The organism is Aliibacillus thermotolerans, assembly GCF_027853235.1.
Classification (GTDB): domain Bacteria; phylum Bacillota; class Bacilli; order Bacillales; family Marinococcaceae; genus Aliibacillus; species Aliibacillus thermotolerans.
In genome coordinates this window covers 55,388-77,424 of the sequence record NZ_WKJG01000108.1, presented here as the reverse complement: position 1 = coordinate 77,424, position 22,037 = coordinate 55,388, and the positions used below count along the sequence as shown (strand labels likewise).

22 protein-coding genes and 1 tRNA gene are annotated in these 22,037 nt (G+C 40.9%); 2 read left to right on the top strand and 21 right to left on the bottom strand.

The window, feature by feature from the left end; genetic code table 11:
* Positions 1 to 16: 16 nt before the first annotated feature.
* Positions 17 to 1,141, bottom strand: coding sequence for a M20/M25/M40 family metallo-hydrolase (locus GJS40_RS14445; RefSeq protein ID WP_270898549.1), 1,125 nt, complete (start codon positions 1,139 to 1,141; stop codon positions 17 to 19).
* A 17-nt stretch (positions 1,142 to 1,158) separates the two neighbouring features.
* Positions 1,159 to 1,572 (bottom strand): methylmalonyl-CoA epimerase, encoded by a 414-nt coding sequence (gene mce, locus GJS40_RS14440; protein ID WP_270898548.1) that lies wholly within the window; start codon positions 1,570 to 1,572, stop codon positions 1,159 to 1,161.
* A 103-nt stretch (positions 1,573 to 1,675) separates the two neighbouring features.
* Here mce and prli42 point away from each other — a divergent pair, with 103 nt between their 5' ends.
* Complete coding sequence (gene prli42, locus GJS40_RS14435; RefSeq protein WP_270898547.1) at positions 1,676 to 1,768, top strand: stressosome-associated protein Prli42; 93 nt, start codon at positions 1,676 to 1,678, stop codon at positions 1,766 to 1,768.
* A gap of 910 nt (positions 1,769 to 2,678) precedes the next feature.
* Here prli42 and GJS40_RS14430 read toward each other — a convergent pair.
* From GJS40_RS14430 to GJS40_RS14385, 10 genes are all read right to left on the bottom strand, one after another.
* Positions 2,679 to 3,188: a L,D-transpeptidase gene (locus GJS40_RS14430; protein WP_377902104.1), complete on the bottom strand. Its 510-nt coding sequence runs from the start codon at positions 3,186 to 3,188 to the stop codon at positions 2,679 to 2,681.
* Positions 3,189 to 3,300: 112 nt separating this feature from the next.
* A tRNA-Arg gene (locus tag GJS40_RS14425) sits at positions 3,301 to 3,375 on the bottom strand.
* A gap of 61 nt (positions 3,376 to 3,436) precedes the next feature.
* On the bottom strand, positions 3,437 to 3,796 hold the full coding sequence (locus GJS40_RS14420; protein ID WP_270898546.1) for a hypothetical protein: 360 nt from the start codon (positions 3,794 to 3,796) through the stop codon (positions 3,437 to 3,439).
* Positions 3,797 to 3,898: 102 nt separating this feature from the next.
* Positions 3,899 to 4,321, bottom strand: a complete 423-nt coding sequence (locus tag GJS40_RS14415) for a BrxA/BrxB family bacilliredoxin (protein WP_270898545.1) — start codon at positions 4,319 to 4,321, stop codon at positions 3,899 to 3,901.
* 91 nt (positions 4,322 to 4,412) lie between these two features.
* Complete coding sequence (locus tag GJS40_RS14410) at positions 4,413 to 5,342, bottom strand: metal ABC transporter substrate-binding protein (protein ID WP_270898544.1); 930 nt, start codon at positions 5,340 to 5,342, stop codon at positions 4,413 to 4,415.
* A gap of 141 nt (positions 5,343 to 5,483) precedes the next feature.
* Positions 5,484 to 6,701, bottom strand: a complete 1,218-nt coding sequence (locus GJS40_RS14405) for a dihydrolipoamide acetyltransferase family protein (protein ID WP_270898543.1) — start codon at positions 6,699 to 6,701, stop codon at positions 5,484 to 5,486.
* Positions 6,702 to 6,715: 14 nt separating this feature from the next.
* Positions 6,716 to 7,699: an alpha-ketoacid dehydrogenase subunit beta gene (locus GJS40_RS14400; RefSeq protein ID WP_270898542.1), complete on the bottom strand. Its 984-nt coding sequence runs from the start codon at positions 7,697 to 7,699 to the stop codon at positions 6,716 to 6,718.
* Positions 7,696 to 8,709, bottom strand: a complete 1,014-nt coding sequence (locus GJS40_RS14395; RefSeq protein WP_270898541.1) for a thiamine pyrophosphate-dependent dehydrogenase E1 component subunit alpha — start codon at positions 8,707 to 8,709, stop codon at positions 7,696 to 7,698. The genes GJS40_RS14400 and GJS40_RS14395 overlap by 4 nt, the downstream gene beginning before the upstream one ends.
* Positions 8,710 to 8,728: 19 nt before the next feature.
* Complete coding sequence (gene lpdA / locus GJS40_RS14390) at positions 8,729 to 10,144, bottom strand: dihydrolipoyl dehydrogenase (protein ID WP_270898540.1); 1,416 nt, start codon at positions 10,142 to 10,144, stop codon at positions 8,729 to 8,731.
* A gap of 23 nt (positions 10,145 to 10,167) precedes the next feature.
* Positions 10,168 to 11,268, bottom strand: coding sequence for a Leu/Phe/Val dehydrogenase (locus GJS40_RS14385; protein ID WP_270898539.1), 1,101 nt, complete (start codon positions 11,266 to 11,268; stop codon positions 10,168 to 10,170).
* Between the two features lie 169 nt (positions 11,269 to 11,437).
* Between GJS40_RS14385 and GJS40_RS14380 the strand changes: the two genes are divergently transcribed.
* Positions 11,438 to 11,701, top strand: coding sequence for a DUF2627 domain-containing protein (locus GJS40_RS14380; RefSeq protein ID WP_270898538.1), 264 nt, complete (start codon positions 11,438 to 11,440; stop codon positions 11,699 to 11,701).
* Between the two features lie 127 nt (positions 11,702 to 11,828).
* Here the strand turns inward: GJS40_RS14380 and GJS40_RS14375 are convergent, their stop codons facing one another.
* The 9 genes from GJS40_RS14375 to dxs form a co-directional block, all read right to left on the bottom strand.
* Positions 11,829 to 12,620 (bottom strand): hypothetical protein, encoded by a 792-nt coding sequence (locus tag GJS40_RS14375; protein WP_270898537.1) that lies wholly within the window; start codon positions 12,618 to 12,620, stop codon positions 11,829 to 11,831.
* Positions 12,593 to 13,261: a glycosyltransferase family 2 protein gene (locus GJS40_RS14370; protein WP_270898536.1), complete on the bottom strand. Its 669-nt coding sequence runs from the start codon at positions 13,259 to 13,261 to the stop codon at positions 12,593 to 12,595. Before GJS40_RS14370 ends, GJS40_RS14375 begins: the two co-directional genes overlap by 28 nt.
* Complete coding sequence (gene steA / locus GJS40_RS14365) at positions 13,258 to 14,340, bottom strand: putative cytokinetic ring protein SteA (protein WP_270898535.1); 1,083 nt, start codon at positions 14,338 to 14,340, stop codon at positions 13,258 to 13,260. The genes GJS40_RS14370 and steA overlap by 4 nt, the downstream gene beginning before the upstream one ends.
* A 288-nt stretch (positions 14,341 to 14,628) precedes the next feature.
* Entirely contained in the window at positions 14,629 to 15,420 is a 792-nt protein-coding gene (gene spo0A, locus GJS40_RS14360; protein WP_270898534.1) for a sporulation transcription factor Spo0A, read from the bottom strand.
* A 214-nt stretch (positions 15,421 to 15,634) separates the two neighbouring features.
* On the bottom strand, positions 15,635 to 16,882 hold the full coding sequence (gene spoIVB, locus GJS40_RS14355; RefSeq protein WP_270898533.1) for a SpoIVB peptidase: 1,248 nt from the start codon (positions 16,880 to 16,882) through the stop codon (positions 15,635 to 15,637).
* A gap of 116 nt (positions 16,883 to 16,998) precedes the next feature.
* Positions 16,999 to 18,720 carry a DNA repair protein RecN gene (gene recN / locus GJS40_RS14350; RefSeq protein ID WP_270898532.1) on the bottom strand — a complete coding sequence of 574 codons (1,722 nt, stop codon included), beginning with the start codon at positions 18,718 to 18,720 and terminating at the stop codon, positions 16,999 to 17,001.
* A 27-nt stretch (positions 18,721 to 18,747) separates the two neighbouring features.
* Positions 18,748 to 19,197, bottom strand: coding sequence for a transcriptional regulator AhrC/ArgR (gene ahrC / locus GJS40_RS14345; RefSeq protein ID WP_270898556.1), 450 nt, complete (start codon positions 19,195 to 19,197; stop codon positions 18,748 to 18,750).
* An 85-nt stretch (positions 19,198 to 19,282) separates the two neighbouring features.
* Positions 19,283 to 20,110, bottom strand: coding sequence for a TlyA family RNA methyltransferase (locus tag GJS40_RS14340; RefSeq protein WP_270898531.1), 828 nt, complete (start codon positions 20,108 to 20,110; stop codon positions 19,283 to 19,285).
* A 3-nt stretch (positions 20,111 to 20,113) separates the two neighbouring features.
* The gene (gene dxs / locus GJS40_RS14335) at positions 20,114 to 22,003 is read right to left on the bottom strand and encodes a 1-deoxy-D-xylulose-5-phosphate synthase (protein ID WP_270898530.1); all 1,890 of its coding nucleotides are present in this window, start codon (positions 22,001 to 22,003) and stop codon (positions 20,114 to 20,116) included.
* Between the last annotated feature and the right edge of the window lie 34 nt (positions 22,004 to 22,037).

The window sequence follows — 22,037 nt, the reverse complement described above, 5'->3', positions numbered from 1 at the left end:
TCTCTTCCCCTCCTACTCACGTATTGGCGACGACTTCTTGAACGACGGCATTGACCATCTCCGTTAACTTCACGAGATCTCCAATGGCAATATGTTCATTCGTCGTATGAATATCTTTGTAACCTACAGATAAGTTGACTGTCGGAACACCGTATCCCGCAATGATGTTTGCATCGCTTCCGCCACCGCTTCGAAGCAGTTTCGGCTTTCGGCCAATTCTTTCACTTGCTTTCATCGCAATTTGAACGACGGTATCTTCTTTCGTGTATTTAAAACCAGTATACACGATTTCCGAGTTTACTTCCGCTGTCGCTCCCATTTCCTTCGCTGTCTCTTCAAACGCAGTTGTCATTTTATTTACTTGTGTATGTAATTTCTCTTCAGAAAGAGAACGAGCTTCTGCAGTAATATGGACTTTGTCACAGACGATGTTCGTTTGGGTTCCTCCTTCAAAACGACCAATATTTGCAGTCGTCTCTTCATCGATTCGTCCTAATGGCATTTTTGCAATTGCTTTCGCCGCAACCGTAATAGCAGATATTCCTTTTTCAGGCGCAACCCCGGCGTGAGCCGTTTTTCCATTCACTTGAATGTTAAACTGGGCTTGGTAAGGTGCTGCGACGATGATATTTCCGACTTCTCCATCGCTGTCTAACGCAAAACCGTACTTTGCTTGTAAAAGAGAAGCATTCAATGCTTTCGCACCAACCAGTCCCGCTTCTTCTCCCACAGTAATAACAAATTGAATTGTCCCATGTGGCAGATTGTTTTCTTGAATGGTGCGGATACTCTCCAACATCGCGGCAATCCCGGCCTTATCATCCGCTCCTAAAATGGTCGTTCCATCCGAGCGAATGATTCCATCTTCTATTTTTGGTTGAATGCCTTCTCCGGGAACGACGGTATCCATGTGGGAAGTAAAATAAATAGGGTCTGCAGATGGGACGTTTCCGTGCCACGTACAAATTAAATTCCCAGCTCCGTGTCCTGTTTTTTCTTTCGCATCATCTTCTACTACTTCAAGACCAAGAGATGTAAACTTTTCTTTTAATACAGCACCTATTTTTTCTTCTTTTGTCGTTTCGGAATCAATTTGAACGAGCTCTATAAATTCATCAACGAGTCTTTGTTTATTAATCACCGTACTCCCTCCTTCATTTACTCTTTTTTCTCGCACAATTCAAACAATACCCGACCGGTTGACTTTGGATGTAAGAACGCAACATCCGCCCCTCCGGCACCTTTTTTCGGCCTTTCATCAATCGCTTGAATCCCATCTTTTTGAATTTCTTTTAAACGTGATTCAATATCAGTGACACCTAAAGCGACGTGATGAATCCCTTCTCCTTTTTTCTCCAGGAATTTCGCAATCGGACTTGATTCATCGAGCGGTTCTAACAATTCTATTTTCGACTCTCCAATACCAATAAAAGCCACTTTCACTTTTTGCGACGCCACTTCCTCTGTTCTTAATAATGGAAGTTTTAAAACATTTTCATAAAAAGGGACATGTTCCTCAATTGATTTTACCGCAATCCCAATGTGATCAATTTTTTTAGGCGCTTCTTTCATTCTCTCATCTCCATTCTTTTTGGAAATTGACATCATAAAACTTGAGTCTCACCCTCATTTAAACGTAAAATAAACAGTAAGTAAACTGTCTGGAGGTAAAGATATGCCAAAAAGATTCCAACGTATTATCATTTACATTATGATTATAACATTAGTTGTAGGAACACTCCTCACCGGCGCCGCCACGTTTTTATAAAGAAAAGCGGAAGCAATCGGTTAGGCATGAAGACGCTGGAAGGACATGGACAGAAGTCCGGTTTTTGACTTCTGCCATGATCTGAAGCGTTCAAATGCCTGATTGCTGGAGCTAGACATAAATAAGCCTTGCTCACGAGCGACAAGCGCTGGAAGGGCGGTGAAAGAAGCCGTTTTTTGGCTTCTTCAGCGACCTGAAGCGACTCGAGCGAGTAGGCTCTGGAGCTAGACAGAGAAAAGCGGAAGCAATCGGTTAGGCGCGTAGGCGATGGAAGGACGGGGACAAAAGTCGGAGTAAACGAAGGATGTGTGCGTTCTTAGCTGAAGAACCACTTTGGACAGAATTCCTGTTCTAGCTTCTGCCTTGATCAAGTCATGCGACCATTCAACGATTTTTATATGAAATAATCGGTCGTATGAAAGGATCATGAGACATCTATCCTTCCTTTCTTCACAAAAATACGTCGCATGAAACGTAAAATGACCGTTTTTTCTCCTAATTATTACCATTTCTAACGGCTATACGACACTTTTTTCGAGATTTTTACGTAAAATAGATGCCCCATGAAGCATTCATGCGACATCTATTTTCCTTTCATTCCTGATAATTGGTCGCATGCCCATTAAATTGGAGTCTAAATCGCTTCATTATGACTATTCCAAGCTTTCATACGACCATTTTACGCAGCTTTTTCACGAAGAAAGGTTCTATGAAGCGATTATACGACACTTTTTACCCTCATTACATTAATAATTGGTCATTTAACACTTTAAATCGAAAAAGTATCCACGTTTCCTGTAAAGTTTGACATACTTTTGCATCGGTACTTCAGACATCCAGTTTGCCTTCTGTCATATAAAAAATTCATGAGACTCTATTGGAAACGTCCCATGAACTGTTATCTCGATTTCTATTTATTAGTCGAATCCAAGACACCTTTTCTTTGCGCGAGGGTGTCGATGGAAGTCTTTTCCTTTACAATCCATACTTTTGTTCCTATGCGAACATGTTCAAACATTTTATTAATATGTTCATTATGCATGCGAATACAGCCTTCTGATACGTATTTTCCAATCGATTGCGGGTTATTTGTTCCGTGAATCCCGTACGTGCGTCCATCTGTATCGTCGGCGTCAAAGCCAATCCAACGACTTCCAAGCGGATTGTTCGGATCTCCACCCTTTATATCTAACTTCCGGTAATAAGGTTGAACCGCTTTTACAATGACAATAAACTCTCCTTCTGGTGTTAACGTCTCCGTTTTCCCCGTAGCTACCGGATGATGATATAACTTTTCCCCATCTTCAAAATATGCTAATTCATTCGTTTCTTTATTCACAATGAGATAAGGGTCTCCGGGTAACACCTCGCTATTTAACGGCCATAATAGAGATAAAAACAATGAAAGAAAGATTTTCAATGGACATACCCCTTCCGAAGAGAAATGTATGTTTAGTTTCTCTTCTTCTAAAAGGGCTTATACAAAACAAAAAAACTGCAATGCAGCAGTTTTAAAAACATATACGTATAGATGGCGCGCCTACCAGGATTCGAACCTGGAATACGAGAACCGGAATCTCGCGTGATATCCATTTCACCATAGGCGCACACCTTTTTCACAAGACAGATTATATTTTACCGAGAGGATCAAGAAAAGTCAACCAAAAATTAATCCGAATGGCTGCCTTCCTCTAACATTTCTTCAAACACGCGCCCGATATCTTCCTCATTGTAGCCTAGTTCGTTTAAACGTTTCGTAAAATGTTCCGCATACAACTGGGTACGATGTTTCATTTTATGAAACTTTTTCGCTTCCGCCTTTTTCTTTGCGGTATGTTCGCGGTGTTCTGCATTCGACATGAGCGTCTCCGTAACAAATAGCGCTTTCCACACGCCATCTTCACTTAACTGATTAGCATTCTCCTCAAGTTTTTTCATCACTTTTTTGTAATAATCCTGAAATTCTTCAAACGAAATCTCTTCATCCATGTTTAAATAAACTTGTATTTGATCATATAATGCATTCATGTTATTCCATCCTTTGTTTTCAATCGTGATTGAATTATACAAATGAACACGGCAAAACGTCAAGAAAAAAAGCCCCCCATTCAGCGAGGAGCTTTATCTCGATTATAAAATTTCATCAAGGGCTTCTTCTAATTTTTGGGCGACTTCAATTGGTTCGTGTCCTTCAATTTCGTGACGTTCGACCATGCGGTGAATCTTTCCATCTTTTAAAATAGCAAAGGACGGGGAAGATGGCGGGTAACCAGTGAAGTAGGAACGTGCTTTTTCCGTTGCTTCTTTATCTTGCCCGGCAAATACCGTTACAAAGCGATCTGGTTGCTTTTCATAATTGCGAATGTATGCTGCTGCAGGACGAGCTACTCCTCCGGCACAGCCACAAACAGAGTTAACCATCACCAAGGTTGTTCCTTCACTTTCTAACGCTTCCTCCACTTCTTCCGGTGTGCGCAGTGAAGTATATCCAGCTTCTTCGATTTCCCGTCTTGCCGGTTCAACGACATCATTGACGTAAAAATTAAATTCCATCAAGAACCTTCCTTTCTTTTCGTTTTATTTATCACTATTCATTGTATCGAATCTTACAAAGAAGATACAAGCAATGGGCTTTTTATTTTTATTATTCCAATGCTTGCTGGACGTGTGCAATGTTTTCTTCCATCAATTCCATATATCCTTTTTTTTGCTCTTCTTCCGTTACCGTTTCAAGATTATGAATCGGAAGCCTTTCCACTCCCGTCTCTGATTGAATGACATCTGCTACTTTTGCGGAGATGTTTGATTCTACTAAAATGTATGGAATCTTTTCATTTTTTATCCGTGCGATCATTTCTTCTATCTCTTTTTGAGAAGGTTCATAGGCGGGATCTAATCCTGTCAATGCTAATTGTTCTATTCCATAGCGTTCTTCCCAATACCCATAAGCTCTATGTGACACAACGATTGTTTTACGTTCCGCTTCATTCACCACTTCAGTAAATTGTTCGTGTAATTCTTCGATATCCGCAACGATGCGGTTTTTATTTTCAAGAAAAGTATGCTGGTGCTCAGGCAGTAAGTCGCTAAAAGCAGCGGAAATCGTCTCTACGGCTTCCACCATGAGCACGGGATCGAGCCAAACATGAGGGTCTACATCATGATGATGACCCTCATGGTCTTCATGTCCATGTGCGTCACTTTCATTTAGTTGCATTCCTTCTGTCACTTGAATCATCTTTGTATTTTCGTTCGATACTGCTTTTTCGACGGCGTCAGCAAACCCTTCCATCCCTTGACCGGTATATATAAATGCGTCTGCTTCTGCGATATCAATCATCATTTGCGCAGTAGGTTCAAAACTGTGGGCGTCACTTCCAGGTGGTACGATGTTTTTTACTTGAACATGTTCTCCTCCAATTTGTGTGGCGATATCTTCCCAAACAAACAGTGTCGTATAGACCGTAAGCACCTCATCCTTTTCTTCATTTATTTCTTCTTGTTCTTCACCACAACCTGAAAGAATAATCATTAGAAACAATAAAACACTATAAATAAAAACCCCTCGTTTCATCGAACTTCCCCTCCTCTCGTTCTTTACTTTTGTTAGTGTAGCGTATTCATTGACAAATGTAAATAGTAATGATTCTGATTTAGATACAAAATCAAAACCTAAGAATGTTGTACGGCATTCTTAGGTTTTGATTGAAAAACGTTACAGTATACTGATTTCATTCGGTTGAAACTGTTCCAACCGTTCTTTAATATATTGCAGGAATTGCCCACAAATTCTGCCGTCTAATATGCGATGATCTAGGGAAAGGCAAATGTTTACCATATGCCTAATTGCAATCATATCCCCTTCCATGACCATTGGTCTTTTCACTATTTTTTCAAAAGAGACAATGGCAGCTTGCGGATAATTAATAATCGGAGCCGATTGAATGGAACCGAAAGCACCGGTGTTATTTACGGTAAACGTTCCTCCGGCTAAATCTTCTTGCGTGATTTCCGATCTTTTCGCTTTTTCCGCTAATTGGTATATTCCTTTCGCGATTCCTCTCACGCTTTTCTCATCCGCATGACGAAGAACTGGAGCATATAACTCATCTTTTGGTGATACGGCAATAGACAAGTGAATATCATTTTTTTGGATGAGATGATCTTTTCCCCACACAGCATTTAATTCAGGGAATTGTCGTAATGCGTCTACGACAATCGAAACGAAAAAAGCAAAAACTGTAATAGGGTACCCTTCTTTTTGACGAAATTCTTCTTTTATTTTTTCACGATAACGAACTAGGTTGGTAACGTCTGCTTCCGTCATCATCCATGCGTGAGGAATCTCTTGATAACTCTTCGTCGTATGATGAGCGATTTGTTTGCGAACCGGAGAAAGAGGAATTTTTTCTCCTTGTTCATGAATAGAAGCAGGTACTGCTATTTTCTGATCTTCATTGACGGGAGTGTGTACGTTTTCTTTTTCGGCAATGACTTTTTCCACATCTTTTCTCGTAATACGCCCATGTTTTCCTGTTCCGGTTACTTTCGTTAAATCGATTTGATGTTCCGTTGCTAAGCGTAACACAACTGGCGAATATCTCGTTTTCATCGATTGATCTGCATCGCTCTGCTCCTCTTTTTGAGTATGCTTGATCGTTTCCTCTTTCGTTTCTGTTTGTATCTCTTCCGCTTCTTCTGTCTCCATGTAACAAATGACTTCCCCTACTGGAATGGTTGTATCTTCTTCTGCCACAATTTTTGTGATCGTCCCTGTGTAGGAAGAAGGGATTTCCGCATTTACTTTGTCCGTCGTCACTTCGGCAATTGCTTCATACTTTTTTACCGTATCTCCTTCTGCTTTTAGCCACTTTGAAATCGTCCCTTCAGTGACACTTTCTCCAAGCTGTGGCATCGTTACTTCTTTTGCCATTGAAGATTCCTCCTTTAAAACTCCGCCAGCTTTCGAAGTGCTTTTTCGACCTTTTCTGCGGTGATCATAAATTCTTTTTCCAACGCAGGTGAATACGGCATGGCAGGTACGTCAGGAGCAGCAAGACGTTCGATCGGGGCATCGAGGTCGAATAAACATGCTTCACTAATCACTGCAGCCACTTCACTGATCACACTTCCTTCTTTATTATCTTCCGTCACAAGCAGCACTTTTCCCGTTTTCTTGGCCGCTTCAACAATCGTCTCTTTATCTAACGGATACACCGTACGTAAATCAACGACATGGGTGGAGATGCCTTCTTCTGCTAAGGCTTCTGCTGCTTCCAACGCGAAATGAACACAAAGTCCATAAGTTATAATCGTGACATCTTCCCCTTCTCGTTTTACGTCTGCAACTCCTAAAGGAACTGTGTAGTCATCATCCGGTACTTCTCCTTTAATCAAGCGATACGCCCGTTTATGCTCAAAAAACAAAACAGGATCTTCATCTCGGATCGCTGCTTTCAACAGTCCTTTGGCATCATATGGCGTAGATGGAATGACAATTTTCAAACCTGGTACATTCGCAAACAATGCTTCTACCGACTGAGAATGATACAACCCCCCATGGACGCCACCGCCAAAAGGTGCACGAATCGTCACGGGACAGTGCCAATCTCCATTAGAGCGATAACGAATCTTTGCTGCTTCCGAAACAATCTGATTGACCGCAGGCATAATAAAATCGGCAAATTGCATTTCCGCTACAGGCCGCATGCCGTACATGGCCGCACCAATAGCAACCCCGGCAATAGCAGATTCAGCAAGAGGTGTATCCATCACCCGCTCTTCTCCAAACTGTTCCATCAAACCGTCTGTGACGCGGAAGACCCCTCCCTTTTTACCTACATCTTCTCCTAAAACAAAAACATGCTCATCTTTCATCATTTCTTCTTTTAACGCTTCACTGATCGCTTCAATATATGTTTTTACGCTCACGTTTTGTCACCTCCATGAGGAGTACCATACACGTGATGAAGTAAAGTATGGGGATCCGGATCCTTCGCTTCTTCTGCATATGTTGTTGCCTCATCAATCATTTCAGCCACCCGAGAGTTGATTTCTTTTTCTTTCTCGTCAGTAAGTAAATGTATATCTTTTAAATACGTGCGATAAACAACTAATGAATCTTTTTCTCTCGCTTGTTCTATTTCTTCTTTGTCCCGATAAAAAGCATCGTTATCATCACTGGAATGGGGCGTAAATCGGTACGAGACGGTTTCAATTAAACTTGGACCACCACCAAGACGGGCACGGTCTACCGCTTCCTTCATCACTTCATAGACTGTTAACGGATCATTTCCATCAATCGTGACACCTTTCATACCGTAACCAACAGCGCGATCAGACACTTTTTCACATGCCAACTGTTTTTCTGTTGGGACAGAAATCGCGTATTGATTATTTTCACATAGAAAGACAACCGGTAATTGATGCACACCGGCAAAATTTAGTCCTTCATGAAAATCTCCTTGATTGGAAGAGCCTTCTCCGAAACTTGTTAAAGTGACAAAATCTTTTTGTTGCATTTTTGCTGCCAATGCAAACCCGACAGCGTGAGGAACTTGCGTCGTCACAGGAGATGATCCGGTCACAATCCGATTTTTCCGCTGTCCGAAGTGACTGGGCATCTGTCTGCCACCGGAGTTTGGATCTGTCGCTTTAGCAAAACTATGAAGCATCACTTCTTTTACCGTCATGCCAAATTGTAATACCATCCCTAAATCTCGATAATATGGAAGAATGTAATCTTTATCTTTATCAAGGGCCATTGCAGTTGCTACTTGCACTCCTTCTTGTCCTTGACAAGAGATGACGAAGTGAATTTTTCCAGCACGATTTAAAAGCCATAACCGTTCGTCCAGTTTCCTGGCAAGTAGCATCGTTTCATACATCTCTAAGGCTTTTTCGTCCGATAAACCTAATTGTTGATGTCTTGATTTGGTCATTGGTTGCCTCCTTTGCCAATCATAAGTGAATTGCTTCCCCTACGACTCCAAGAGATGCTTCACCGATCATTTCTGAAAGTGATGGATGAGGTCTGATCACTTCGCTATACTCCAACTGAGAAGCATCCATATACGTTGCGAGAGACGCTTCCGAAATCAGTTCTGTTGCATGCAATCCGATGATGTGCACGCCGAGTAAATCGTCGTTTTTGGCGTTGGTCACTACTTTTACAAACCCATTGGCGTCACCATGAATCAACGCTTTACCATTTGCAGAAAGAGGGAAAGTCCCAGTTTTCACTTCATATCCTGCCTTTTTTGCTTCCTCTTCCGTCCATCCAACTCGCGCGATTTCCGGTCTCGTGTAGACACAAACGGGAACCGATTTATCATGAAAGGTCCATGGCTTTTGATTGATAATATGCTCCACAGCCACGATGCCTTCTCGAGCTGCAACATGGGCGAGTTGCATACCTCCAATCACGTCCCCAATGGCGTAAATATGGGATTCTTTTGTCTGATAATATTCGTTTGTCTCAATCCAGCCATCCTTTACGACGATGTCTGTATTTTCCAATCCTATCTGTTCGATATTCCCTTTTCTACCAACCGCAAGTAGTATTTTTTCAGGAGTGACTTCTTCTGTTGTCCCATGAGAAGCAACAGTCAGTTGAAGAGACTTTTCTCTTTCTTGGACAGTAAAAGAAGCGTTCGTCCACACATTCACTCCTCTCTTTTCTAAACGTCGTTGCAACTCTTCAGAAATCTCTCTGTCTTCAGATGACAAAATACGGTCGTTTGCTTCAATGATTGTTACATCCACATTAAAATCAGAAAGTAAAGAGGCCCATTCCACCCCAATCACGCCCCCTCCAATGATGGCAACAGAATGAGGAAGCTCCTTCAAAGAAAGAGCTTCTTCCGATGTCACAACTTGTTCAAAGGATGTATCCAAGGAAGGTAGCAATCTTGGTCGAGAGCCTGTCGCAATAATGATATTTTTCGGTGTTAATAGGACGTTTTCAGACCCGTCATTCATCTCTACCGAAACAGTACCCGCTGTCGGCGAAAAGATAGAAGGCCCTAATATTCGCCCATGGCCTTCATATATGTCAATGTTATTTTTTTTCATTAAGTATTGTACGCCCTTATATAAACGCTCAATAATTTCTTCTTTCCGACGTTGCACTTGAGAAAAATGAAGCGCTATTTCTTTCATGTGTATGCCAAACTGCTCTGATTCTTTCATCAAAGCATACAATTCGGCGCTTTTTAATAACGCCTTACTCGGAATGCAGCCACTATGTAAGCAAGTTCCGCCTAATTTCTTTTTTTCCACAATCGCTGTTTTCAAACCGGATTGCGCCGCTTTAATTGCTGCAACATATCCGCCCGTTCCGCCCCCAAGAACGACTAGGTCATACGAGTGTGTCACACGATCCACTCCTCTCCTATATGCTACTTCCTTCTTCTACTTAAAATATGATGTTCATTTTGTAAAAATGTGTTTCTAGCATTTTTTACCTTTTCCATTCGTTCTTCTGCTAAACGGTCAGCCGCTTGATGCGTTGGAATTCCGTCTCTCTTTGCCACTTCAAAAATTTGGGTCATTCTGTCGTACAAACCACTCACTTTTTTCTTTGCACGTTCTTTATTATAGCCATGTAGTTCATCGGCTACATTAATGACGCCACCAGCATTAATGACATAATCAGGAGCGTAGACGATACCGCGTTCATGCAACATATCTCCATGTCTATTTTCCTTTAACTGGTTATTAGCAGAACCGGCTACCACTTTCGCTTTTAAGCGAGGAATCGTTTCGTCATTTAAAATCGCACCAAGTGCACAAGGGCTAAAGATGTCAGCATTGACATCATAAATATCATTCGGGTCGACAGCTTCCGCCTGAAAATCTTGAACAGCTCGCTCCACCGCATCTTGATGAATGTCGGTAACGACTAGTTTCGCCCCTTCTTCATGCAAGTGAGAACATAAATGATAGGCAACATTTCCAACTCCTTGCACAGCAATCGTTTTTCCGGACAAATCATCACTTCCAAAAGCTTCCTTTGCGGCTGCTTTCATGCCAACATAAATCCCATAAGCCGTCATAGGAGAAGGATTTCCACTGGAACCGAATGCAGGAGAAACCCCGGTTACATAGTCGGTTTCTTGATAAATAATATCCATATCTTCAACCGTTGTTCCAACATCTTCTGCAGTAATGTACCGACCATTTAAACCTTGGATGTAGCGACCGTATGCCCGAAACATTTCTTCATTTTTATCTCGCCGCGCGTCTCCAATAATCACTGTTTTTCCGCCACCTAAATTTAATCCGGCAGCAGCGTTTTTATACGTCATTCCTTTTGCGAGACGAAGGGCATCTTCTAACGCTTCTTCTTCGGATGCATAATTCCACATCCGCGCTCCTCCTAGGGCAGGGCCAAGGGTTGTGTCATGAATAACGATGATCGCCTTTAACCCCGATGCGCGATCTTGACAATAAATCACTTGTTCATAATCTTCTTGTTCCAATCGTTGAAATACTTCCATCTGTTTTTACCCTCTTTCTACTAGTTGTCTTTTTCTTCTCCATCATATTCTATTCTTTGTTTGTTCATTATACAAACATTCTTTCTTCCATTATAATAAAGAAAAGAACATCATTTTGTTAAAATTTGAAGATTTCATCGTGATGTACTTGTAAAAGGAGGAACCTTTTGTGAGGATCATTGCTCTACTCATACTCGTGATACCAGGGATACTTGCGATGATTGGGATTAAATTAATGAGGGATACGATGTTTCAAGAGTTACAAGCCCCCTTTCCATTTCTTTGGTTACAGTTTTTCACCGGGCTGTTTCTCGTCGTTTTTGGCATTTGGTTTATCGCCGGTTTCGTTCGATATCGCGATCGTAAAAACAACAAAGTAGCTTTTATCACACCAAAAGAAGAAGAAAAATCATCTTCTTCCTCTTCATCCTAACTGACAAACATTTCCTTTTAATCAAATGTTCTCTGGAAGCGCGAAGCAAGCGCTTCTAGACATCCTTCCACAAGTTTCAACTGTCTCTATTCCATTTGAACTCTTCCTGTCACAAATATAGGATCTACTATAGTCGTCCCAATCGATCAATTGCTCGTAACATCGAGATTTTCTCAATCCACTCGTGAAGAGAGATTTTTTCTACGATCCATGTAATGCCGACATATAAAAACAACGTAACGAGTTGAACAGATAAAGGGGTTGAAAATACGAGTAACACCGCAATTATCCCGCCAATACACGTTGCCCCGTTATCACCGAGCATTGCTTTTTTCGTGGTCTCGACATATCCCCAAACGATCAAAAAAATGAACATATACAACGCTATATTTTCTTGAATGGATGGAAGGAAAAAAGAAAAGATAATAAATTGAATGACCGACCATTTCCAGACGCGTAATGGTCTCGTATCAAAGGCATTGGTAACGTGCGGGGATAAAATCAATATACCAAACGATATGAGTGCACCCCAGTCCATGTCAGCGCTGACAATGATCACAAAAAACGATGCCACACTGATACCTAGCATTTTAGTTAAAGCAGTGGTCCATTTTTTATATTCGATAAAGTACCGAAGATGTCCTTTAATACCTTTCGGATATTTCGTTCCTTTCACATCGTCCATCCAACCAACAAACCACAATAACGTGATATACACTAATAATAACAATCGATGTTCCACGGGAAAAACATAGAAAAATAAAGCGGTATAACTTAGAAGTAACACACCTAACGTATAAGGAATTCGTTTTCCTTCATAATTCCGCTGTAACCATTTTTTTTGATAAGAGATGGATTGCATGACAGGGAACAAAGTAAGAGGTAACAAACTTATAAAGAAGATTTCCCATATTTCCATAAACTCCGCTCCACCTCCACCCATTGTTTTCCGCGATGCCACCATCCAAAAGGTCCTTTTCCTTTCCCGATATGGACAAAAGGGGCTTCAATTTCTTTAATGGTAAATCCTTTTTCAATCGCTTTTAACGTCATCATCGTTTCTAAACCAAAACCATCGGCTTTTACTTCTTGATAATCATTTAAATGTTTGCGTAAAAACGCGCGTTGTCCAGATAAAGGCATTTCTAAATAGACCCCGCACTTTTTTTCAATCAATCGCTGCACTCGTTTTTTCACGAAGCCAAAGCCGCTTTTCGTGTTTTTGACCGCACCGATAATTAAATCCGCCTCATTGTTTATCAGTGGTTCAATTAATTTCGCTCCATGCATGGCGCTTTCTTTTAGATCGGCATCTAAAATCACAATAATATCTCCACGACAAGCGAGCCAGCCAACTTGTACAGCGGTTGTTTTTCCGTGGTTTTTAATAAAAGAAATCGTTTTATCACAATATTTTTCTAAAATTTTCCCCGTTTTATCCCGACTACCATCATTCACTCCTACAACTTCGTCCGCAAAACCGGCTTTTTTAATGGCTTTCAACGTCGTTTTTATATTTTTTTCTTCATTGTAAGCAGGCACAATGACACTAACAATCACGGCTGAGCCTCCTTTACAGGCGAGGCCGTTGAACGTTCAAGTAATGTGAGTAAAGATGGGTATCGACCGGTAACGGAAATAGGAAGTAACTCTTGAAAACAAGCGTGAATCCCTTTTAAATCAATGATTCGATTTCCCGCGATCATCCGTACTAAGAGAGAAGAGCCCATTCCTTCTCTCCCTTTTGCTAAATATTCTTCCATGCCACGCTGTCCACCGACGATAAAAAGACGCTTTGCTCCCTCTTTTAAGCTATGGATAATCGCAACATCTTCACTTACCCCCGCCCACCTTTTTTTCGTTGCGGTAAGCCCTAACCGCTCCAACCGTTTCATCCCCGGCGCTTCTCCACGCTCGTTTTCATGAACGATGAGTTTCGCACCTGATTGTAGTAAATCATTGCTCACCGAATCCATATCACCAACAATATAATCAGGAATGTATCCCAGTGACGCGCAAGTATCCGCTGCCCCGTCCACAGCAACAATTGTTATGTTTTTTAATGGTAACAATTGAAAAGCAAAAGATAAATCTTCTTTATAGTGGTTTCCTCTCGAAACAATGAGCACTTCTTCGTTTAAAAACGCTCTTCCTTCCGGCCACCTTTCCCAACAATACCGTAACAGCGACAATTCCTTGTCGGCGTGACGTATACTATTCTCACCAAACTTGATGAAATTTTCCAACCACACTTCTCTTGCTTTCTTTTCCAATTGCGCAAGACGAAGACGGTCATATTCTTCAACTATTGCGATTGGGAGCAACCGTTCCTCTCGTAAAAACAACTGATGACGTTCAATCATGACTTGTTTCCCGTGAACAACACGAGCCGACAACGTGTTGCACAAATCGAACACGCGTACATTTGCTTCCAATAACCGTTTTACACCTTCATGATAAAATCGACCACTCATGGATGATTTCTCATTGATCATCACTTTTACCCCATGGTCGATTAACGATTGAGCCGCAACTTCATCTATATCTTGATGAGTAATAAACACGATATCTTCGGGATGATGAATACGACGGATCTTTTTTGTCTTTTCATAAAAAAATGCCCTACCTTGGATTGACATACTTCTTCCTCCTTTTCCTGTAGTATGGACCAATCGGAAGGACGTTCATGCATGAAAAGAGATATTCAAGTGGGAATTCGTTTCATCTAGGAAAAAGCGACACAAAGATCGCAGTTCGCTTTTGTCCTCTTTCCACAAACAGTAAAAACACCTCCTATCCATGGGATTTTCCCAATGAAGAGAAGGTGTTAGTTGCTTTCAAAAAAATATTTATTAGTTTTATTTTGACGTTAGTTGGTGAACAGCATGAGAACGAAAAACGCGGTAACCATTGATTGATACATTGCATTAAGACACTTGATGCTCAAGCCTTAATTTATCCGCAACCATCGCAATAAATTCAGAATTGGTCGGTTTTGCTTTGGACATGTTGATCGTGTAGCCAAACATTTTTGAGATGGAGTCCACATTGCCTCTGCTCCATGCAACTTCAATCGCATGGCGAATCGCTCTTTCTACCCTGCTGGAAGTTGTATTGTATTTTTTCGCGATATCGGGATAGAGCACTTTTGTAATGGAACCTAACAATTCAATGTCATGATACACCATCGTAATGGCTTCTCTTAAATATAAGTATCCTTTGATATGGGCAGGAACGCCAATTTCATGGATCACATTCGTAATACTTTGACTTAAATTCACTTCTTGTGATTGATTTTCTTCACGGGCAATGGAAAGATTGGAATCACGCTGTTCGATCATCGGTTGTTTCTGTCCTTTTAAGTCGCGAATATGTTTAATAAGTGTTTCCATATCGAAAGGTTTCAATACAAAATAAGAAGCTCCTAACTGCACCGCTTTTTTTGTCACGTCTTCTTGCCCGAATGCCGTTAACATAATTACCTTTGGACGAGATTGCTTTTCCTGTAATTTCGATAACACAGCCAATCCATCTAAATGTGGCATAATAATGTCTAAAACGAGGATATCAGGGTCAGTATTCTCTACAATGTCCAAACATTCTTGCCCGTTGTATGCAGATCCAACGACTTCCATATCCTCCTGCGCGTGAATATATTCTGTTAACAATCCTACTAATTCACGATTATCATCTGCAACGCACACTTTCACTTTTTCCACGGAAGTACCTCCTCATCACTAAAAAAGTTGTTTCTCCAACACTTATTTTCGACAACAAACCGTTTTATCCTTTAATTTTACTTTAAAATATATTTACATTTTATTTGCTTTAGAAAATTTACTTTTTCTTTGTTTCATGTGTACATTCGACATTTGACAATCTTAAATTTATATGAAATTGTCGTTTTTTGTCGTTTGAAAGATAAAAAAACTGCTAGGAAGCAGTTTTCTTATCTTTGGTACGTTCTTCTTTATACGTGTTTATTCCGGCTTCTTCTAACATCCATTCAATATGAGAGGCATATCCTGTTTTTGCTTCATTGACAAATACATGCGTTACCGCCCCAACAAGTTTTCCATCTTGAATAATCGGACTGCCGCTCATTCCTTGAATAATTCCCCCGGTTTTTTCAATTAATTTTTCATCGGTAACTTCAATGACCATCCCTTTTGTTGCTCTTTCCATCTGAGGAACGGTTTGTACAATTTCGATATCGAAAGCTTCAATTTTTTCGCCTTCCACCACCGTCCACAATTGGGCAGGCCCTTTTTTTACTTCATCCGCAAAAGCAATGGGAAGGGCTTTTTTGGTTATTTTATTTTGTTGCAGCTTTTCTTCATCTAATACTCCAAAAACACCGAAAGGACTATTTTTAGTGACTTTTCCCAATGTTTCTTTTTCAGGTATTATTGTAGCACGCTTTTCCCCAGGAGTACCGTTGATGCCTTTTTCAATATCATTTACCGTAGAGCGCATAATTTTACCTTCTGAAATTTCAATAGGATCTTTCGTATCGGGATCTGCAATGACATGACCGAGCGCACCGAATTTTCCTGTTTTCGGTTCATAAAAAGTTAATGTTCCAACACCGGATGCGCTTTGTCGTATATAGGCACCGATGATATTGCCATCTTTTCCTTTATGAATCGATACTTCTATTTCCTTTTGTTTATTTCCGCGTTCAATGTGTACAGTGACACTTTCACTTGTTGTCTCCTCTAATACATCCACCACATCATCTAAAGAATTGATTTTTTTCTGGTTGATTTGTACGATGCGGTCTCCAATTTCTAAACCGGCTTTTTTCGCAGGTGAAAATCTTTTTTCGCCTTCTTTTATCTCATGAAACCCGATGACCATGACGCCGTGAGATTCTAATTGAACCCCAATGGAATCACCGCCGGGTATCACTTTAATATCTGGAATTTTTGTGACATTTGTCTTTTTTTCCGGTAATGGCGCTATTTTTACGGACACCGTTTCTGCTTCTTCATCTGTTTCAATATTTCCTTCTTTGTCCATAGCTAGTTTTTCATGTATAATATCCTCATTTTCCCACTCTGATTCAAATAAAACAATGTGATCGGGAACGTGTAAAAAAGTGGTAGCATTGCTTTGGATGAATAAAAGTGTCATACAAGTAAAACATATCATTCCAACAATTTTTCTCCCCCATTCCATTTAACGAATCCTCCTCATCCCCTTTTTAATCGTGTTCGTTACTTCTAATGTTGCCTTTGGAGGTTCGTTTTATAAGTTGGTCCAACTAAAAAAGCTGACCAAAACAGGCCAGCATTTCAAGAATTGGTTTTAATTTTTTCTGCCATTTGTAATAATTCTTTGGCGTTTTCTTTCGCTAAAGCAGTCACTTCCACTCCGGAAATCATTCGGGCAATTTCTTCGGTTCGTTTTTCATCGTTTAAAGACGTGACCGTGGTCGTTACTCGATCTTTTTTTTCACGTTTTTCGATAAACAAATGGTGATCTGCCATTGCTGCTACTTGTGGCAAATGAGAAATACAGATGACTTGTGAATGGGTCGATACTCGATAAATTTTTTCTGCAATCGACTGAGCTACTCTCCCGCTAACACCTGTATCCACTTCATCAAAAATAAGCGAAGTCACATGTTGAAAACGAGCCAATACTGTTTTCATCGCAAGCATAATACGAGAAATTTCTCCTCCGGAAGCAACTTTCGTTAAAGGTTTTAACGGTTCCCCGGCATTGGTAGCAATGTAAAATTGCACGTGGTCTTGACCGTTTTCATTGACGTAAACTTCTCTTTCTTCCGTATGTATTGGAATGCCAGATGTAAGGTTCGTTATCTCCACATGGAGACGCGCATGTTCCATATATAAATCCGCAAGCTCCTTCATAATATCTTGGACAAGTTGAGCGGCAGCTTGCTTTCTTAAGTCGGTTAACGTATCTGCTTCCGCTTTCACATCTAAAGCGGAGGCGTTCATTTCTTTTTCTAGCGCGGCGAGCTTTTCTTCTTTATTGGATAAAGAATCGATTTCTTCTTCTATACGCGCGGCATGTTCTAATATTTCTTCTACTGTCTCCCCGTATTTTCGCTTTAATCGGTTTATTTCATCTAATCTTGCTTCAATTTCATTTAAACGATTTGGATCAAAAGAAATCGCCTCCATGCGATTGCGAATGTCGCTGGCACTTTCTTCTAACGTAAACAAAGCTTCTTGGATTCGTTCCAACTGCACTGCCATTTCTGAGTCAATCTGTGCCGCTTCCTCTATATGAGCGACCGCTTGTCCGATCCAATCTAACGCTTTTCCTTCCCCATTAAGGCTATTATACGTACTTCCCAATTGTTGATATAGTTTTTCACTGTGGGATAAAACATGTCTTTCTTTTTCTAAAGAGAAATCTTCATTCGGAGACAAGGAGGCTTGTTCAATTTCACGTAACTGATATTGAAGAAAATCAAGGCGATTGGCCATTTCCTGATCATTTTCTTGCCATTTTCTCCATTGAGATCTGAGACGCTGATACGTATGATAACGGTTTTTATAATCAAATAGCGTCTCTTTTATCATTTCTTTGGCAAAACGGTCTAAAATGGTTAAATGTTTTTCCGGTTGCATTAATTCTTGATGTTCATGTTGTGCGTGGATATCCAAAAGGGATTGTCCTACTTCTCGAAGGATAGACAGGGTTACTAATTTTCCGTTGACTCGACAGATGCTTTTCCCCCGATTCGTGATGTCTCGTCGTAAAATCACCATATCATCAGAGGTATCGATACCCGTTTTCTCCAGAAAGGAACGTATCGGATGATCTTTTTCTATTGAAAACAGGCCTTCAATTTCCGCCCGATCTTGCCCATGACGCACGAATTCCACAGAACCTCGCGCACCGATCAATAAGCCAATCGCATCGATAATAATGGACTTTCCCGCTCCTGTTTCCCCTGTTAACACCGTAAGTCCCGTTTGAAAAGAAATAGTTAACTCTTCAATAATGGCAAAATTTTTAATGGTAATCTCTTCTAGCACCTTTTCACCTCGGCTCTACGATTCCTTTTATAGCATATCAAGAAAGCGTTGGACAATGTCTTCGCCCGTTTTGTCATCGCGACAAATGATGAGAATGGTATCGTCACCGCACACCGTTCCGATAATTTCCTCCCATGTTAAATTATCAATTAACGCGCCAACTGCATTCGCATTTCCAGGTAATGTTTTCATGACAACTAAATTGTTGGCTCGATCAATGCTAATAAAACTATCAATGAGTGAACGTTTGAGTTTTTCAATCGGATTAAAACGCTTGTCCGCAGGTAAACTGTATTTATAACGGCCGTCAGCCGTTGGAACTTTCACTAAGTGCAGTTCTTTAATATCTCGGGAAACAGTCGCTTGTGTCACGTTATATCCTGCATTTCTCAGACGTTCAACTAACTCATCTTGCGTATCAATATCAAAATTAGATATTAACTCGCGGATTTTTATATGGCGTTGTCCTTTTGTCATCGTCATCTCAGTTTCCTCCAATTTTTCAATGGTTATTATAATTATACACTAAAACGTTTAAAAATAGAAACTAAAAAGAGAGAGGTTATCCTCTCTCGTGATAATGATGACGATGTGCAGCTCGTACAATCTCGGGAATATTTGTTATTGAAAAGGCTGAGGTCACCGTATTCTTCGGAAGCCATTTCGCATGAAATAAATATTCGATATTGCCATCTCCTCCGGTAATAGGTGAATAGTCTAATCCCCACGGTACGAACTGTAATTGAGATGAAAAAGTGACAATATCGGAAATGACTTCCACGTGCACATCAGCGTTCCGTACAATTCCTTTTTTCCCTACCTTCTCTTTGCCTGCTTCAAATTGTGGTTTAATGAGGAGACAAACATCCGCATCGTTCGTGAGAAGTTCACAAAGAGGTGGCAAAAGCAATTTTAACGAGATAAAGGAGACATCCGCAACAGCGATCTCCACTTTTCCTTTTGTAAAATCTTCTTTTGATGCATAGCGAAAGTTATATCGTTCCATCACTTCCACTTGCTTATGATTTCGCAATTTCCAAGCGAGTTGGTTATACCCGACATCGACGGCATAGACAAGCTTTGCGCCATGTTGGAGAGCACAATCGGTGAATCCTCCCGTAGATGCCCCGATATCAAGGACGATTTTATTTTGAAAAGAAAGACCAAAAGACGCAATTGCTTTTTCAAGTTTTAAGCCACCGCGACTGACATACGGATGGGTTTCTCCTTTCACTCGTATCAATGCGGTCGAATCTATTTTTGCTCCCGGCTTGTCGACAGGCTCATCATCTGCATAGACGAGCCCCGCCATGATCGATCGTTTTGCTTGTTCCCTCGATTCAAAATAGCCTTTTTCTACCAATAAAACATCCGCACGTACTTTTTTCATTCATTACGCCCTCTGCTTTTTCCCTGGTATGAGAGAACGAATCGTGGCAACGATATTTTCTGTCGTTAATCCGATTTCCTCATATAATTCCGGGACACTGCCATGTTCGATATATCGATCCGGTATTCCCATTCTTTCTACAACCATATGATGTGCCCCTTGATCATGAATATGTTCTAAAATCGCGCTTCCAAAGCTTCCCATCAAGGACGCTTCTTCCAATGTTAATATCGGTTTATTTTCTTGCATAAACATTGCCATCATTTCTTCGTCTAACGGCTTGACGGAACGAGCATTCACGACCCGAACATGTATTGAGGATTTTTCCAATGTGCGTGCTGCTTCCATTGCCATTGGCAAGAGAGTACCGAATGTTAAAATGGTTGCATCGCTTCCTTCTTTTTCAACTTCCCACGATCCGATCTCAATTTCTTGAAATTCTTCATCCATTGGAATTCCGTAACCATTTCCCCGTGGATATCGAACAGCAATTGGTCCGTCATCATATTGAATGGCTGTGTAAATCATATGTTGCAGTTCATTCTCATCTTTTGGCATGAGTATTTTCATATTTGGTAAATGACGTAAATACGCAATGTCAAATACGCCTTGATGGGTTTCCCCGTCAGCACCAACGAGCCCTGCTCGGTCAATCGCAAAGAAAACATTTAAATTTTGTCGACATACGTCATGAACGAGCTGATCATACCCTCTTTGTAAGAAGGTAGAATAAACCGCAAAAACCGGTTTCATTCCTTGGGCTGCCAACCCTCCGGCCATCGTCGTGGCATGCTGTTCTGCAATACCGACATCAAACATACGATCCGGAAACTTTTCACCAAATTGGTCCAGCTTCGTGCCTCCTGGCATGGCAGCGGTAAGTGCCACAATCCGCTTATCTTTTTCTGCCAAACGAATTAACGTATTGCTAAAAACGGAACTATAGGAAGGAGGACCGGGTTTTTTTATGACTTCCCCGGATTCCATTTTATAAGGACCAAGACCGTGCCATGTTCCTTTCGCATCATTTTCAGCCGGGGCGTACCCTTTTCCTTTTTTCGTCATGACATGGACTAACACCGGACCGTTTGTATCTTTCGCATATTGAATGTTTGCGAATAAATCGTCATAATCATGTCCATCTACTGGACCGAAATAAGTAAATCCCATCTCTTCAAAGAACATTCCGGAAACGAGCAAATACTTTAAACTATCTTTCACCCGCTCTGCAACAGTAGCAATTCTTCCTCCAAAAGCAGGGATTTTTTTCAATAAATATTCGACGTCTTCTTTCACTTTTTGGTACTTTCCAGCTGTGCGAAGACGACCGAGAATACTGTGAAGAGCTCCTACATTCGGAGCGATGGACATTTCGTTATCGTTTAAAATAATCGTGATGTTTGTTTTTTCATGTCCGATGTGATTTAACGCTTCCAGAGCCATCCCACCAGTGAGAGCTCCATCCCCAATAATTGCAACGATTTCTTCGTCTGTTTGTTTTAAGTCTCGTGCGACAGCCATTCCCATCGCAGCGGAAAGAGAAGTAGAGCTATGGCCTGTTTCCCATACGTCATGCTCACTTTCAGATCGCTTCGGAAAACCGCATAATCCTTTATATTGACGCAGAGTATCAAATTGGTTTGCTCGTCCGGTTAAAATCTTATGAACATACGCTTGGTGACCAACATCCCAAATGAGCTTGTCCTTTGGGCTGTCGTATAACGTGTGCAGTGCAATCGTTAATTCAACGACCCCTAAGTTCGGACCAAGATGCCCACCGGTAACAGATAATTTTTCAATTAAAAATTGACGTATTTTTGTTGCGAGCGTTTCCAGGTCGTTACGACTACAATTTTTTAAAAACTTCGGGTCCTTTATTGTCTCTAGATTCATTCAATGGAACCCTCACTTTCGATCATGTATTCAT

Excerpts from the sequence above, each read along its gene's own strand:
- mce (WP_270898548.1), bottom strand. The coding sequence starts at position 1,572 with ATGAAAGAAGCGCCTAAAAAAATTGATCACATTGGGATTGCGGTAAAA.
- GJS40_RS14385 (WP_270898539.1), bottom strand. The coding sequence starts at position 11,268 with ATGGAAGTATTTCAACGATTGGAACAAGAAGATTATGAACAAGTGATT.
- GJS40_RS14395 (WP_270898541.1), bottom strand. The coding sequence starts at position 8,709 with ATGACCAAATCAAGACATCAACAATTAGGTTTATCGGACGAAAAAGCC.
- GJS40_RS14410 (WP_270898544.1), bottom strand. The coding sequence starts at position 5,342 with ATGAAACGAGGGGTTTTTATTTATAGTGTTTTATTGTTTCTAATGATT.
- ahrC (WP_270898556.1), bottom strand. The coding sequence starts at position 19,197 with ATGACAAAAGGACAACGCCATATAAAAATCCGCGAGTTAATATCTAAT.
- prli42 (WP_270898547.1), top strand. The coding sequence starts at position 1,676 with ATGCCAAAAAGATTCCAACGTATTATCATTTACATTATGATTATAACA.
- dxs (WP_270898530.1), bottom strand. The coding sequence starts at position 22,003 with ATGAATCTAGAGACAATAAAGGACCCGAAGTTTTTAAAAAATTGTAGT.
- GJS40_RS14420 (WP_270898546.1), bottom strand. The coding sequence starts at position 3,796 with ATGAATGCATTATATGATCAAATACAAGTTTATTTAAACATGGATGAA.
- GJS40_RS14415 (WP_270898545.1), bottom strand. The coding sequence starts at position 4,321 with ATGGAATTTAATTTTTACGTCAATGATGTCGTTGAACCGGCAAGACGG.
- GJS40_RS14340 (WP_270898531.1), bottom strand. The coding sequence starts at position 20,110 with ATGAAAAAAGTACGTGCGGATGTTTTATTGGTAGAAAAAGGCTATTTT.
- GJS40_RS14405 (WP_270898543.1), bottom strand. The coding sequence starts at position 6,701 with ATGGCAAAAGAAGTAACGATGCCACAGCTTGGAGAAAGTGTCACTGAA.
- GJS40_RS14375 (WP_270898537.1), bottom strand. The coding sequence starts at position 12,620 with ATGGAAATATGGGAAATCTTCTTTATAAGTTTGTTACCTCTTACTTTG.
- steA (WP_270898535.1), bottom strand. The coding sequence starts at position 14,340 with ATGTCAATCCAAGGTAGGGCATTTTTTTATGAAAAGACAAAAAAGATC.
- spoIVB (WP_270898533.1), bottom strand. The coding sequence starts at position 16,882 with ATGGAATGGGGGAGAAAAATTGTTGGAATGATATGTTTTACTTGTATG.